Raw genomic sequence first — 14,958 nt, 5'->3', positions numbered from 1 at the left:
GCGACTGCCGGACAGGGGGTTGTCATCCCGCCATCCCGGGCGCTTTAACATCGAGTGGTATCGTCATGAGAGTTGTTTGTTGTCTGTTGTTGTTACTGGCCAGCCAGTCAGCCCTGGCCGAGGGTTTTATCAGTCGCCTGCTCAACCATCCGGTGCCGGGTGGCGTTGCGGTGATCCCTCTTGGCGCATCTGCCACTGCACCCACGGCCCGCTATCACGACAAACCTGTGCTGGTGGTGCGCGAAGACAACCAGTGGATCGCCATCGTCGGCATCTCTCTCAAAAACCCGCTTGGGGCCCAGCAGCTGACCACAGGTGATGGCCGTACTCTCGGCTTCACCGTCACCCCCAAGCACTACCGCGAGCAGCACATCAAGCTCAAGAACAGCCGTCAGGTCAATCCACTCGCCGAGGATATGACCCGCATCAACCGCGAGCTGGCGGAGCAGACTCGGGCTTACCAGACCTTCAGCCCCAACCAGCCGAGCAACCTGATGTTCGACAAGCCGGTCAACGGCCCCCTATCCAGCCCGTTTGGCCTGCGTCGTTTCTTCAATGGCGAGGAGCGCAATCCCCACTCCGGCCTCGACTTCGCAGTGGGCGCCGGCACCCCGATCAAATCCCCCGCCGCCGGCAAGGTGATCCTGATCGGCAACTACTTCTTCAATGGCAATACCGTCTTTGTCGACCACGGTCAGGGGCTCATCAGCATGTTCTGCCACATGTCGAAGATCGATGTGAAGCTCGGCCAGAGCCTGCCGCGTGGCGGCATCGTCGGGCGAGTCGGTTCGACCGGTCGCGCCACCGGCCCCCATATGCACTGGAACGTCAGCCTCAACGATACCCGGGTCGATCCCGCTATCTTTATCGGCGCCTTCAAGCCCTGAATCGGCAGAGCCCGTTAACAAAACATCCTCTAACAAAACAGGCAGCCCATGGCTGCCTGTCTGCTATCTGCACGTCGAACCTGATTACCTATCCGGCCAGCGCGTGGGCGCCGGACTCCCGACGCATCGCCCGCCACATCACCAACACCAGCAAGGAGCTGCACGTTGGCAATGCCAGCCAGACCCCGGGCACGCCCCACAGGGTCGAGAATCCCCACAAGAAACCGCCGATCAGCACCAGCTTGCCACCGGTGAGCAGGGAGGCGATGCGGGCCCGATTGATGGCCTGGAAGTAGGTGGCCCCCACCAGCAGCAAGCCCTCCATCGGCAGCCCCCAGAAGTAGAGCCAGATCCCGAGGCTCGCCACCGGCAGCAGGGTAGCGTTGTCCCCGGCAAACAGATAGACCGCCGCCTCCGGCCACAGATAAAGCGGGAACATGGCGCACAGGGCGATCCCCAACGTCACTCCGAGTGCCAGATTGCGGATCCGCAGCACCCGCCGCCAGTGACCGGCGCCCGCGTTAAAGCTGGCGATGGGCTGGATACCCATGGCGATCCCCTCGAACACCAGATAGAAGAAGGCCTCGGTGTAACTAATCACCCCGTAGGCCGCCACATGCAGCGAAGTGCCAACCGCCAGCAACGCCTTGTTGTGCAACGCCAGCACTACCGAGAGATAGAGGTACATCAGAAAACTGGAGACCCCGAGGCGCACCGTTTCGCCCATCAGCCGTAGATCAGGGCGCAAGGTGTCCCAGCTTATCCGCAACTGGCTACGCGGCGTGAAGAAGTGCCACAGGCAGGCAAGGCCCGTCACCGCCTGGGAGAGCATAGTGGCCGTCGCCACCCCGGCCAGTCCGAACGGAAACACTACCATCAGCAGATAGTCGAGCAGCACGTTGAGCAGCCCCCCGACCACCATGATGAGGGTGACAAACCCGGGGCGGCCATCGTTGCGCAGCAGCGAGCTGAACGCCATCGACAGCACTGCAAAGACGCCCAGCCAGGCGTAGGCCTGCAGGTAGGAGAGCCCGGCGGTGAAGATCTCCCCCTCCGCCCCCATCCAGGCCAGCATGGGCTCGCCATAGCGGATCCCGATAAAACTGAGCAGTGCCGAGGCCAGCAACACCATCACCAGCGCATTGCCGACGATATGGCGGGCTTTGGCCGGGTTGCCCTGCCCCAGATAGAAGGAGACCAGCGACGAGGCCCCCATGCCGATCAGCGCCCCCACCGCATAGAGCACGGCGCAGATGGGATAAGCCAGCATCAGACCGGCCATGCCATCCTGACCCAGCACATGGCCAACGAAGATGCCATCGATGGTGACATAGATGCCGGTGATCAGCATGGCCGCCACGGTCGGGGTTACGTAACGCCAGAAAAGGCGAGATAGCGGGGCTGTGCCCAGATCAACAGCTGACATATTCGACTCGGTGGAGAGAAAGCGGCCGGGATCATAGCGAAACGGCAGCACGACTTCCTGTTATTTGTGTTATGAATCATTAATATAGACTGCTTTACCCGCCTCCCTGCCCTGTTTTAGGCTAGGGCCACCTCTTCTGAACGGAAACGAGCCTCATGTTGCAACGCCTGCTCACCCTCTTGCTGCTCTCCCTTATCTTGTTGCCGCCAGCCGTGCGCGCCGACGATGCCATTGCCCAAGCCGAATCCCTGTTGCAGAGCGTGCCCAAGAGCGATACCCCGGAAAACCAGAAGCTGCGGGAGAGCTACCAGCAGGCGCTGCAATTTGCCAGAGAGGCCGAGCGTTACCGGGAGCAGAGTAAAGCCTATCAGCAGATCCTTATCGATTACCCCAAGGAGTCGGCACGCCTCAAGGAGAGCCTGCACAACTATCAGCCCGCAGCTCGCCCGCCGCTGGCGAGCCTCAAGGAGGAGGCGCTGCGCCAGGCCATTGGCCTGAGCAGCAACCGCCAGCTCAACCTGCGCAAGGAGCGGCAGGGGGTGATGGACAGCCTCAACCAGCTGGAGAGCACCGGTCAGGAGTATCACCTGCGGGTGGACGATCTGCGCAAACAACTGCAACTGACCCGCAGCCAGCTGGAGCGACTGAGCTTCAGCAGCGAATCGGATCGCCAGCAGGAGGCACAACTGCTGCTGACCAGAATGAAAGAGCAGAGCCTCTCCGACCGGATCCAGATGCTGGAGCTGGAGCAGCTCTCGGCCCAGCAGCGCAACGATCTCGGCAAGCTGAAACTGCAGGAGCTCAATCTGGCCATCGCCGACGAGGATGAGTGGCAAGCCAGCCTGCTGACCCAGCAGAACCAGCTGCGTAGGGAGAAGACCGAGCAGGCGCTGGAGGAGAGCGAACGGCTGCGCAAACAACTCACCACCGACATGCCGCTGCTGCTGGAGCAACAACAGCAGAATCAGGCGCTCTCCATCCAGCTCGGCACGCTGGAGGATCAGATTGAGCGGGTGCAGGATGAGCAGCGTAGCGTCGACAAGAATCTGTTTGAACTGAATGAGCTGGTCAACTCGGTGCGCGAACAGCTGGAGTGGCTGCAGATCAGTAATGCCTACGGCGAGAACCTGCGCAGCAAACTCTCCGATCTGCCTCCCCAGTTTCCCCTCGACAAGCTGGAGTCCGCCATCGTCAGCGCCCGCATGGCCAAGTACCAGTACGAGAGCGAGCAGGATGGGCTCAAGGATACCCGTCAGCTGCGCGACAGCTGATGGCCGAAGAGGAGGTGACGCTCGATCGGCCGCAGCAAGCGGTGCTCGACAACCTGCTCAAGGCCCGGCGCCAGCTGCTGACCCGGCTCAACGACGCCTCCGACACCCTCATTCAGGAGCAGACTCGTCTCAAGCTGCTATACAGCCGCCAGAACAGCAAGATCGACGAGATCCGTGAAATAAGCGCCAGCCACCTGTTCTGGATGCCGGATGTGCGCCCCTTTACCCCACAGGTGATGCTTGGCATTCCCGCCGCGCTGACCCTAGCCTTCAACCCGGACAACTGGCTGCAACTGCCCTACGCCATCGCCGAGAACAGCCCGCTGAGCCTCACGCTGGCCGGTATTGGTCTGCTGGTGCTGGCCTGGAGCTGGTTCAAGCTGGCCCGTCATCTGAGCCTCTATTGCGACCATATTGCGCCGCGGATCGGCAAGGTAACTCAGGACAAATTCAGCCTCACCAGCCGCTTGCTGCTGCGCTCCCTGCTTGCTGCCCTCCCCTTGCCCGCCATGGTGTTGATGGTGCGCGGCCTGCTCGAAGGGGCCTGGCAATACCCGTTTGCGGTGGCGGTGGCGCGCGGTCTTGGCGAGATCTGGTTCCTGCTGCTGGCGCTGGTGATGGCCCGCCATCTGACGCTGGAGCGGGGGATTTTGATCCACCACTTCCGCTGGCCTAGGGAACAGGTGCAAAAGGTATGGGGGCAGTTTCGCACCCTGCTGCTGGTGCTGATCCCGAGTTTCTTTGTGCAGGGGATGGCCAACAGCTATCAGGAGCACGCCTTCTACGACTCTCTCGGCCGGATGGCCTTCATGATCGGTGCACTCTGGCTGCTGCTCTTCTTTGCCCGCCTCAACCGGGAGCGATTGCCACTCACCTGGGGCCAGACCGACATGACCAAGCCCCATCTGCTGCACCACTTCATCTGGAATAGCCTGATGCTGGCGCCGCTGCTGGCGGTAATTGGCGCCCTGTTTGGCTACTTCTATACCTCGCGCACCCTGCTGCGCCAGCTGGAGCTTAGCCTGCTGATGGGGCTGGGTTGCCTGCTGGTCTACTATCTGGCCAGACGCTGGATGCTGATCCAGCGCCGCCGCCTTGCCTTCGAGCGCGCCAAGAGCAAGCGGGCCGAGATCTTGGCCCAGCGCGGCCGGGAAGAGGGGCATGACGAGCTCAGCTCCGAGACCCCGGACGTGGTGGAAGAGACTGAGCTGGATCTCGATACCATCAGCGCCCAGTCGCTGGGACTGGTGCGCACCCTGCTGATGCTGGGCTTTACCATGCTGGTGGTGGTGCAATGGTCGGATCTCAACTCCGCCTTCAGCTTCCTCAGCAATATCGAGGTGTGGCAGGTGAGCAGCAAGATTGGCGGCATCGAGCAGCTCTCGGCCATCACCTTGCAGGATCTGATGCTGACCGCCTTCGTCTTCATTCTGACCGTGGTGACAGCACGCAACCTGCCGGGGCTGATGGAGCTGACCCTGCTGCAACACCTCAGCCTCTCCCCGGGTACCGGCTTTGCCCTCACGACCACCAGCAAGTATCTGGTGATCCTGATCGGCGCCCTCACCGGCTTCTCCATGCTCGGCATCGACTGGTCGAAGACCCAATGGCTGGTCGCCGCCCTCTCGGTGGGGCTGGGTTTCGGTCTGCAGGAGATCTTCGCCAACTTTGTCTCCGGCCTCATCATCCTGTTTGAGAAGCCGATCCGGCTCGGTGACACCGTCACCATCCGCGATCTCACCGGCACCGTCACCAAGATCAAAACCCGGGCGACGACTATCGTGGATTGGGATCGCAAGGAGATCATAGTGCCCAACAAGGCTTTCATCACCGAGCAGTTCATCAACTGGTCGCTCTCCGATGCCATCACCCGGGTCAAACTGCGGATCCGGATCGGCCTGACCCGGGATCCGAAACTGGTGCAGCGCATTCTGGAAGAGTCCATCCAGGCATCGACCCTGGTATTGGAGACGCCGACGCCAGAGGTCTTCCTGATCGAATTCACCGACTCGGCACTGATCTACGAGATCCGCCTCTACGTCAACAACATGGATCACCGGATGCCCATCACCCACGAGGTTCACTCGCTGGTGCTGGAGAAGATGCAGCAGCAGGGACTTACCCTGCCCCATCAACAGATCGACATTCACCTGAGCCGCGGCTGATCCGCGAGTTGAAAGGAGCAGAACATGCAGATTATTGCCCACCGTGGCGCCAGCGGCCTGGCCCCCGAAAACACTCTCAAGGCGATGGCCAAAGCGCTGGAGCTCGGAGCATCAGCCATCGAGATCGACGTGCAGGCGGCCAATGGCGAGTTGTGGGTCTTCCACGACCGGCGGCTGGAGCGCTGCACCAATGGCAAGGGGGTACTGACCGAGCAATCCCGCTCCTATCTGGAACAGCTCGATGCCGGTGAGGGAGAGGTGATCCCGACCCTGTGGCAGGTGATGGAGATCATCGCCGGACGCTGTGAGCTGCATATCGAGCTCAAGGGGGCTCATACCGCCGATGCGGTGGCAACCCTGACCCGACGGGCAGAGGCCGAGCTGGGCTTTACTCCCGGCCAGTGGGTGGTCTCCTCCTTCCATCACCCGGAGCTGGCCCGATTTGCCGCCTCGCGGCCCAATATCCGGCTCGGTGCCCTGACCGCCAACCTGCCGCTCAACCTGGCGCAGTTTGCCGACGAGCTGGGAGCCTGGTCCATAAATTGCGATGTTGATTTCATCGACGCCGCGCTGGTCGATGATGCCCATCGCCGGGGGCTCAAAGTTCTGGTTTATACCGTTGATTATCCAGAAGATTATGAAACGCTCTCTAGCATGGGGGTCGATGGAATCTTCACCAATCGACCAGATCGTTTTCTGGCGCAGTGAGGGGGGGATACGCACATGGATAACCACTGATTTAGGCACTAACTTTAAATAGCTGACCGGGATACAAAGAGTTCAACTTCAGCCGATAAACAGAGGCTCATAACAATAACTAGATTCCACACACTTCAGACTGACGCTCACAAGGATGTAACTATGAACTTATCCATTAAAAACAAGCTTGTCCTGGCTATCGGGGTCATCATCCTGGTGATCACCTGCCTGCAGGTCTGGTACAACACCTCGCAACTGCGCAGCGAGACCCAGCGACTGGTCTGGAACATCATCGACGAAAGCTCCATGGCCAACGTCAAGGGGATCTCCCGCTGGGTCGACTCCCGGATCAGCATGGTCAGCACTACCAAGGAAGCATTCGCCAAAGAAGACGAGCCCATCAGTCATCTGGCCCAGTCCATGAATGCCGGTGGCTTCGACCTGGTCTATGCCGGTACCGCAGACGGCAAGATGATCCAGAGCAAACCAACCGACCTGCCAGCCGGTTATGACCCCCGTCAACGCCCCTGGTACAAGGACGCGGCCGCCGCAGGCAAACTGGTCATCACAGCCCCCTATGCCGACATCTCCACCGGTCAGCTGATTGTCACCATTGCCGAGCCGTTCCAGCGTGGCAATACCCAGGGGGTCATCGCCGGTGACGTCTCCATCAGCTCACTGATCTCGGACATTCTGGCGGTCACCACCGAGGGCACCTACGCCATGCTGGTGGACAGCAATGGCACCATCATCGCTCACCCCGATGCCTCCCTGAGCCTCAAATCCGCTACCGCTCTGGCACCGGAACTAACCGCATCTTACATCAACCAGATAGCCCATGACGGCATGATCAACGAGCTGGTGATCAGCGGCAAGAAAGAGGTTTTTGACTTCAACGCCATCCCCAATACCAACTGGTATTACGGCATGATGGTGGATGAGGAGACCGCCTACCAGTCGGTGCGCCGCATGGTTACCTCCTCTCTTATTCAGGGGCTTATCACCATACTGATCGTGGCAGGCTTCTCCTATGTCGCCATCAACGGCTCGCTGGCCCCTCTGAAAACCCTGGGCGAAGCGATTGCCGATCTCTCCCGTGGCAACGGCGATCTGACCCGCCGGATCAAGATTGAACGTGAGGATGAGGTGGGCGCGGTTGCCAAACACGTCAACACCTTCATCGAGCGGATCCATGTGATGGTGCAGGATATCTCCAACTCCTCCGGCCAACTCAACCAACAGGCCAAGTCCTCCCACAGCATGGCGGAGAAGGCCAATCAGGGGCTGGCACGCCAGCAAAACGAGATCTCCCAGATCGCCACTGCGGTACACGAGATGTCGGCCACCGCGGTCGAGGTTGCCAGCAACGCCGAGCAGACCGCCGAAGCGGCCCGCAGCTCCTCCAGCAGTTGCGAGCATGGCAAGCAGGTGATCGCCCGCAACCAGCGCTCCATCACCGATCTGGCCACCCAGGTGGAACAGGCCTCCAACATCATTCAGGAACTGGAGAAAAACGCTCAGGAGATCAACACCATCCTCTCCACCATTCAGGGCATCGCCGAGCAGACCAACCTGCTGGCACTCAACGCCGCCATCGAAGCGGCCCGTGCCGGTGAACAGGGCCGCGGCTTTGCGGTGGTAGCCGACGAGGTGCGCGTCCTGTCACAGCGTACCCACAGCTCCACCGTCGAGATCCGCAATATGATCGAAACCCTGCAACGCAATACCCAGGGAGCGGTCAGCACCATGCACGAAGGCCAGCTGCTGGCCCAAAACAGCGTGGATGACGCCAACAACGCCACCCATGCGCTGGAACAAATTACCACCTCGATCAACCAGATCTCCGACATGGCGACCCAGATCTCCAGCGCGGCTGAAGAGCAGCGGGCCGTCACCGACGAGGTAAGCCGCAACATTCAGGCGGTGAAAGATGTCTCGGACGAACTGGCAGTGGATGCAGACAGCTCACGCCATCTCTCTGAACAACTTAAAAATATTTCGGGTGAACTGAGCAATCAGGTCGGCATGTTCCGCATTTGAGCATGAGCAAAAGGGGCCGTACAGGCCCCTTTTATTTTTCTAAATAGCGCTTAATTTTCAGTGAGTAATCTCACATTACCCGCCAAATACCCCGCCTTGAAATCCTTGTAATTCGTCTGGAATTATCAGATCACCGCCGTGGTCACCTCCGCATTTCGGATTACCTATTTCTATCCGAACAGATAAATGCCAATAATTCTCATTAAAAAATTACAATAAAAAACTTAAAATTTTTTTCGCGAGTACCTAAAAAGAGAGGTGATTCGCATTTTATTGAAAGAAAACTACGTACAATCCAGAAGTTAAAGTACTCGTAGCTAGGTGTTCAACTGCTCAGTAACACCAAAAAATGACGATAATAACGACATTTTCATCCAGGGATTTGGGTGTTTTATAGAAAAACAACCAATAAAAAGGGAATAAAACCTAGCAGTTTGACTTGCATCAAGCCTGAATTTTTTTCATAGAGCAAAATCGTGCCCAGCAAATCTATCCCTAAGGAGGCAGATGTGGATATTATCAAGACCGATGTGGCCATCATCGGTGCTGGCGGTACCGGCTTACGCGCCGCTATCGCTATAGCCGAATCACAGCCAGACCTGGACATCGCCCTGATTTCCAAGGTTTACCCGATGCGCAGCCACACGGTTGCTGCCGAAGGCGGCGCCGCCGGTGTCGTCCGTGATGACGACTCCCTCGAAAACCACTTCAACGACACCGTCTCCGGTGGTGACTGGCTGTGCGAGCAGGACGTAGTGGAATACTTCGTCAACAACGCGACCAAAGAGATGATCCAGCTGGAGCACTGGGGCTGCCCCTGGAGCCGCAAGCCGGATGGTAAAGCCAACGTGCGTCCGTTTGGTGGCATGAAGGTTCCCCGTACCTGGTTCGCCGCAGACAAGTCCGGTTTCCATATTCTGCACACCCTGTTCCAGACCTCCGTCAAATACCCGAGCATCAAGCGCTTCGACGAGCATTTCTGTCTTGATCTGATCGTGGACGACGGCCGCGTTCAGGGCGTACTGACCTTCGACATCCAGAACGGTATCACCCGCTTCATCCAGGCCAAATCCGTGATCGTGGCCACTGGTGGCGCTGGCCGTGTCTATCGCTACAACACCAACGGTGGCATCGTCACCGGCGACGGCATGGCACTGGCCTACCGTCACGGCGTACCGCTGCGTGATATGGAGTTCGTCCAGTATCACCCGACCGGCCTGCCGGGCACCGGCATCCTGATGACCGAAGGTTGTCGTGGTGAGGGTGGCGTTCTGCTTAACAAGGATGGCTACCGCTACCTGCAAGACTACGGCTTGGGCCCGGAAACCCCGATCGGCCAGCCGAAGAGCAAATACATGGAGCTGGGTCCGCGCGACCGCGTTTCCCAGGCATTCTGGCAAGAGCAGCAGAAAGGCCGCGTCATTCAGGGCCCGATGGGCGATGTGGTTCACCTCGACCTGCGTCACCTTGGCGAGAAGTACCTGAAAGAGCGTCTGCCGTTCATCTGCGAACTGGCCAAAGCCTACGTCAACGTGGATCCGGCCAAAGAGCCTATCCCGGTACGTCCGACTGCCCACTACACCATGGGTGGTATCGAGACTGACAACAAGTGTGCCACCCGTCTGCCCGGCCTCTACGCCGCGGGCGAATGTGCCTCCGTCGGTCTGCACGGTGCCAACCGTCTGGGTTCCAACTCCCTGTCCGAGATCGTGGTATTCGGCAAGCTGGCCGGTGAGCAGGCAGGTGAATTTGCCAAGACTCAGAAGCATGGCAACACCGAAGCGCTGGCCGCCAAGGCCGAGGCGCTCATCAAGCAGCACCTCTCCCTGATGGATGTAGACGGTACCGAAAACCCGGCCGATATCCGCAACGAGCTGGGCATGTCCATGGAAGCCGGTGTCGGTATCTACCGTACCGAAGAGCTGATGCAGGGCACCATCGACAAGATCAACGAGCTGAAAGCCCGTTACAAGAAGGTCAAGATCAACGACAAGTCCTCTGTCTTCAACACCGATCTGCTGTACGCCATCGAACTGGGTTACATGCTGGACGTGGCTGAAGCCATGGCGCACTCCGCCATCAATCGTAAAGAGTCCCGCGGTTCCCACCAGCGTCTGGATGGTTACGAAGAGCGCGATGACGTGAACTTCCTCAAGCACACGCTCTCGTTCTACAAAAATGGCGAAACGCCCTCCATCGATTACTCCGATGTGAAGATCACTAAGTCCCAGCCGGCAAAACGCGTGTACGGCTCCGAGGGTGAGAAACAAGACGAGGCTAAGAAGAATGGCTGAGATGATTGAAATTGAGATCCTGCGCTACCGTCCGGAACAGGATAACGAGCCCTGGATGCAAACCTTCCAGGTGCCCTACCAGAGAGAGATGTCTCTGCTGGACGCCCTGCAGTACATCAAGGATCACCTGGACTCTACCCTGAGCTTCCGCTGGTCCTGCCGGATGGCGATCTGCGGCTCCTGCGGCATGATGGTCAACGGTGTGCCCAAGCTGGGTTGCAAGGCGTTCCTGCGCGACTATCTGCCGGGCAAGATGACCGTCGAGCCGCTCAACAACTTCCCGATCGAGCGCGATCTGGTGGTCGACATGTCCGACTTCATCGAGAAGCTGGAGAGCATCAAGCCGTACATCATCCCGAGCGAGCCGCGCAGCCTGTGTGATGGCGAGTACATCCAGACGCCGGCCCAGATGGCGCAGTACAAGCAGTTCTCCCAGTGCATCAACTGTGGTCTCTGCTACGCAGCCTGCCCGCAGTACGGCATCAACAAGAAGTTCACCGGTCCAGCGGCACTGGCTCTGGCCTATCGCTACAACGTCGACAACCGTGATGCCGGCGCCAAAGAGCGTATGCGCATCATCAGCCAGGACGAAGGCGTCTGGGGCTGTACCTTCGTGGGCTACTGCTCCGAAGTGTGCCCGAAAGGCGTCGATCCGGCGGCGGCCATCCAGCTTGGCAAGGTCGAAAGCGCCAAGGACTACATGATCGCCATGTTCAAGCCAGATTGAGAGCAGGATTAAGACCATGAACAACACTGATAGCAAACGTAAACCTTACGTCCGCGAAATGAAGAAAGACTGGTGGCTGAAGAACGCCTTCTACACCGGTTACATGATCCGTGAAGGCACCAGTATCTTCGTCTCCATCTACGCCGTTGTGCTGATGTGGGGCCTGATGCGCCTGGTTCAGGGTCAGGAAGCGTTCAACGGCTGGCTGGAATCCCTGCAAAGCCCGATCGCCATCCTGTTCCATGTCGTCGCTCTGGCGGCGTGCCTGTTCCATGCCAAAACCTGGTTCGCCCTGGCGCCGAAAGCCATGCGTATCTTCCGTGGTGAAGACCTGGTACCGGAGAAGCCGATCGTTCTCGCCCAGTATGTGGCGCTGGCGGTGGTGTCCCTGCTTGTCCTGATCATCGTGGCCTGAGGAGAAAACAATGAGACGTTCTGACGAACCAATTTACTGGGGTCTGTTTGGTGCGGGTGGCATGGTCGTTGCCATGCTGCTGCCGGTCATTGTCCTCATCACTGGTCTGCTGGTGCCCATGGGCATCATGGACGTGGAAACCATGAGCTATGACCGCGTGCACGCGTTCGCCAGCTCCTGGTGGGGTGCCTGCATCCTGCTGGTGATCATCGCTCTGCCAGTCTGGCACGGCATGCACCGTATCTACCACGGTCTGCACGATCTGGGGATCCACACCACCAAGCTGCACCACTATGTGTTCTATGGCTTTGCCTTCCTGGTATCTGCCATTAGTGTCGGCCTGCTGATGGTACTGGTACTCCAGTAATCACATCTGACTGATTGACCAAACCGGGCCTCGTGCCCGGTTTTTTTTGCCCCGCTATCCCGCCCCTGCTTTTTATTCACTCAAACAATTCGAGAAAAACCAGATTATCGTCCAATCATATGGCGATCACAGTCACATAACACCAATAAATTCGTCATTTGTAGCAAACCATTTTGACCACCATCAATTTAGTGACATCCATATCAATTATAATTATTCAGATTAAATAATTATTCATATGGAGCTAGCTAATGACAGACAAAACACGCTCGGTGAGCATAGGCAGTTACCTGGCACTGGCCTTCGCCGTGGTCTTCTTCTCCGGACTGTTGCAATCCGGCGAGTGGTACGGGGTATTCGATTTCACCACGCTGAACGGCTCGTTCGGCACCATGGTCCAGAGCGTCAGCGAGAATGGTGACGGCATCAAGACCGCCATGACCGACATGCGCGGCAAGGGGGGCAACGGCGCTCGCGATGGCTTTCTGTTTGCCCTGACCCTGATCCCCACCGTGATGTTTGCCCTCGGCATGATCAATGTGCTGGAACACTACGGCGCGCTGGAAGCGGCCCGCAAGTTGCTGACCCCGCTGCTGCGCCCACTGATGGGGATCCCGGGAAACACAGGTCTGGCGCTGATCGCCTCCCTGCAGAGTACCGATGCCGGTGCCGCCATGACCCGCCAGCTCAAGGATGAAGGGCTCATCACCAAACGTGAAACCGACGTGTTCACCATGTTCCAGTTCTCCGCTGGTGCCACCATTGTCAACTTCTTCTCCTCAGGCGCCGTGCTGTTCACTCTGACACTGGCGGATGGCAGCCCGGCGGTCAGCTCCTCCATCGGTCTGGCTGTCATCGTGATGTTCGCCTTCAAATTTGTCGGGGCCAACCTGTTCCGGGTCTACCTCAATATGAGCGAAGGCAAGCAGACCGATAACAACACCCAGCAGACCCTCAACACTCAGGAGCAAGCCAAATGAGCCAGGCCAACATCAAGAAACCCATCGTCACCGATATCTTCGTCGAAGGGGCCAAGAAGGGCTGGGTCATCGCCACCACCTCCACCGTACCCAACGTACTGATGGCCTTCGTCATCATCAAGGCGCTGCAGATCACCGGCGCGCTGGATGCCATGGGCGCCATCTTCTCCCCCATCATGGCCATCTTCGGGTTGCCCGGTGAGGCGGCAGCCGTGCTGATCGGCGCCTGGATGTCGATGGGCGGTGCAGTCGGTGTGGTCATCACCCTGTTCGATCAGGGGATCCTCAACGGCACTCACATCGCCATTCTGGCGCCAGCCATCTACCTGATGGGCTCCCAGGTGCAGTACATGGGCCGCATCCTCGGCTGTATCGGCACCGAAGGGCGTTACATCCCCATCATGGTCGCCATCTCGGTACTCAACGCCTTCGGCGCCATGCTGGTGATGAACATCCTTCTCTGACCCGAACCTGATAGTGGAGCAAACAATGACTTTTTCTCTGGATCAATACCTGACCGAACTGGCCCCGCTGATCAATCTGGATTGCGGATCCCTGCACCAGCCGGGCATTGCGGCAGTGGCCGATCTGATGGCCGCCAAATATGAGGCGATGGGTGGCTGGCAGATCAAGCGGGTCGACTGCGGCGCCGCCGGGGTGGGGCTGGAGATCCGCAACCAGCCTGATGCGGCGCAGATCGATGTGATGCTGATTGGCCATATGGATACCGTCTTCCCCCTCGGTACCGCCGCCGCCCGCCCGATGAGCATCGATGGTGAGCGCGCTTACGGTCCCGGTGTCTCCGACATGAAATCCGGCCTGCTCAACATCGTCTATGCCCTGCGTGCACTGCCCCGCGAGGTGCGCGATCGCCTGAGCATCTGCGTCTGCATGAACCCGGATGAGGAGATCGGCTCCCTGCACTCCAGCGACTGGCTGGCAACGGTGGCCAAACAGGCAAAACAGGTGCTGGTGGCCGAAGCAGCCCGCGCCGATGGCTCGCTGGTCAAGGCGCGCAAGGGGATGGCCCGTTATCGCATCGACTTCACCGGCAAGGCGGCTCACGCGGGCAACGAACCGCAGAAGGGGCGCAGCGCCATCACCGAGCTGGGCCACTGGATCCTGGCCATCAACGCCCTGACCAACTTCGAGAGCGGCACCACCCTCAACATCGGCATTGTCGAGGGGGGCAATGGCGCCAACATAGTGCCGGCCCATGCCAGCGCCGTGGTAGACGTCCGCTTCTGGGACAATCAGGAGTACCACCAGATCAACGATCATCTGCTGACCCTGGCCGAGCGGCCGCATCTGGACGGCGTCACCATCCAGCTGACCCGCGAGGCCCACAAACCGGCCATGGTGCCATCAGAAGGCACTCTGGCGCTGATGCAGCTGGTGGAGGAGTGTGGCGCCGAACTGGGACTGCCAATCAGCTGGCAGGAGGTGGGGGGCGGCTCCGATGCCAACCTGACCGCCGCCCTCGGTATCCCCACTCTGGATGGTCTGGGCCCCATCGGTGCCGGTTTCCACAGTGACGAGGAGTATCTGGATCTGGCCAGCATTGCCCCGCGCATCGAGCTGCTGGTGAAGGTACTGACCCGTCTGGCAGCCTGACAAGCTCTCACGTAAAAAAGGGCCAGCCGGTTTGCACCGGCTGGCCCTCTGTTTATCTGCTCCCCAGAATGAC

General features: G+C 59.1%; 11 protein-coding genes and 1 pseudogene. 11 read left to right on the top strand and 1 reads right to left on the bottom strand.

Features of this window, described 5'->3' with window-relative positions:
• Window positions 1-65: 65 nt before the first annotated feature.
• Window positions 66-887 (top strand): peptidoglycan DD-metalloendopeptidase family protein, encoded by an 822-nt coding sequence (locus tag ACTG19_RS18300; RefSeq protein WP_201989895.1) that lies wholly within the window; start codon window positions 66-68, stop codon window positions 885-887.
• Between the two features lie 88 nt (window positions 888-975).
• On the opposite strand, the gene ACTG19_RS18295 is transcribed toward ACTG19_RS18300, so the two are convergent.
• Window positions 976-2,313 (bottom strand): MATE family efflux transporter, encoded by a 1,338-nt coding sequence (locus tag ACTG19_RS18295; protein ID WP_106842912.1) that lies wholly within the window; start codon window positions 2,311-2,313, stop codon window positions 976-978.
• 155 nt (window positions 2,314-2,468) lie between these two features.
• On the opposite strand from ACTG19_RS18295, the pseudogene mscM reads away from it, so the two are divergent.
• The 10 genes and pseudogenes from mscM to ACTG19_RS18245 all read left to right on the top strand — a co-directional run bounded on the left by mscM (window position 2,469) and on the right by ACTG19_RS18245 (window position 14,885).
• A pseudogene (gene mscM / locus ACTG19_RS18290) lies at window positions 2,469-5,749 on the top strand (miniconductance mechanosensitive channel MscM).
• Window positions 5,750-5,773: 24 nt separating this feature from the next.
• Window positions 5,774-6,457, top strand: a complete 684-nt coding sequence (locus tag ACTG19_RS18285; RefSeq protein ID WP_113739702.1) for a glycerophosphodiester phosphodiesterase — start codon at window positions 5,774-5,776, stop codon at window positions 6,455-6,457.
• A 153-nt stretch (window positions 6,458-6,610) separates the two neighbouring features.
• Window positions 6,611-8,488: a methyl-accepting chemotaxis protein gene (locus tag ACTG19_RS18280; protein ID WP_199416147.1), complete on the top strand. Its 1,878-nt coding sequence runs from the start codon at window positions 6,611-6,613 to the stop codon at window positions 8,486-8,488.
• A gap of 509 nt (window positions 8,489-8,997) precedes the next feature.
• A complete protein-coding gene (gene frdA / locus ACTG19_RS18275; RefSeq protein ID WP_005335056.1) occupies window positions 8,998-10,782 on the top strand; it encodes a fumarate reductase (quinol) flavoprotein subunit in 1,785 nt (594 codons plus the stop codon).
• Complete coding sequence (locus ACTG19_RS18270) at window positions 10,775-11,509, top strand: succinate dehydrogenase/fumarate reductase iron-sulfur subunit (RefSeq protein WP_005335057.1); 735 nt, start codon at window positions 10,775-10,777, stop codon at window positions 11,507-11,509. The genes frdA and ACTG19_RS18270 overlap by 8 nt, the downstream gene beginning before the upstream one ends.
• Before the next feature lie 16 nt (window positions 11,510-11,525).
• Window positions 11,526-11,924: a hypothetical protein gene (locus ACTG19_RS18265; RefSeq protein WP_005335058.1), complete on the top strand. Its 399-nt coding sequence runs from the start codon at window positions 11,526-11,528 to the stop codon at window positions 11,922-11,924.
• 10 nt (window positions 11,925-11,934) lie between these two features.
• Window positions 11,935-12,291, top strand: coding sequence for a fumarate reductase subunit FrdD (gene frdD, locus ACTG19_RS18260; RefSeq protein WP_005335059.1), 357 nt, complete (start codon window positions 11,935-11,937; stop codon window positions 12,289-12,291).
• 251 nt (window positions 12,292-12,542) lie between these two features.
• Window positions 12,543-13,271 carry a nucleoside recognition domain-containing protein gene (locus tag ACTG19_RS18255; protein WP_005335061.1) on the top strand — a complete coding sequence of 243 codons (729 nt, stop codon included), beginning with the start codon at window positions 12,543-12,545 and terminating at the stop codon, window positions 13,269-13,271.
• Window positions 13,268-13,735 (top strand): YjiG family protein, encoded by a 468-nt coding sequence (locus ACTG19_RS18250; protein WP_058059223.1) that lies wholly within the window; start codon window positions 13,268-13,270, stop codon window positions 13,733-13,735. Before ACTG19_RS18255 ends, ACTG19_RS18250 begins: the two co-directional genes overlap by 4 nt.
• A 25-nt stretch (window positions 13,736-13,760) precedes the next feature.
• Window positions 13,761-14,885, top strand: a complete 1,125-nt coding sequence (locus ACTG19_RS18245) for a M20 family metallopeptidase (protein ID WP_439989384.1) — start codon at window positions 13,761-13,763, stop codon at window positions 14,883-14,885.
• Window positions 14,886-14,958 lie beyond the last annotated feature (73 nt).

It is taken from the genome of Aeromonas sp. 3P, from assembly GCF_051919745.1.
Classification (GTDB): Bacteria; Pseudomonadota; Gammaproteobacteria; order Enterobacterales; family Aeromonadaceae; genus Aeromonas; species Aeromonas veronii.
This window is presented reverse-complemented; position numbering and strand designations above follow the sequence as displayed.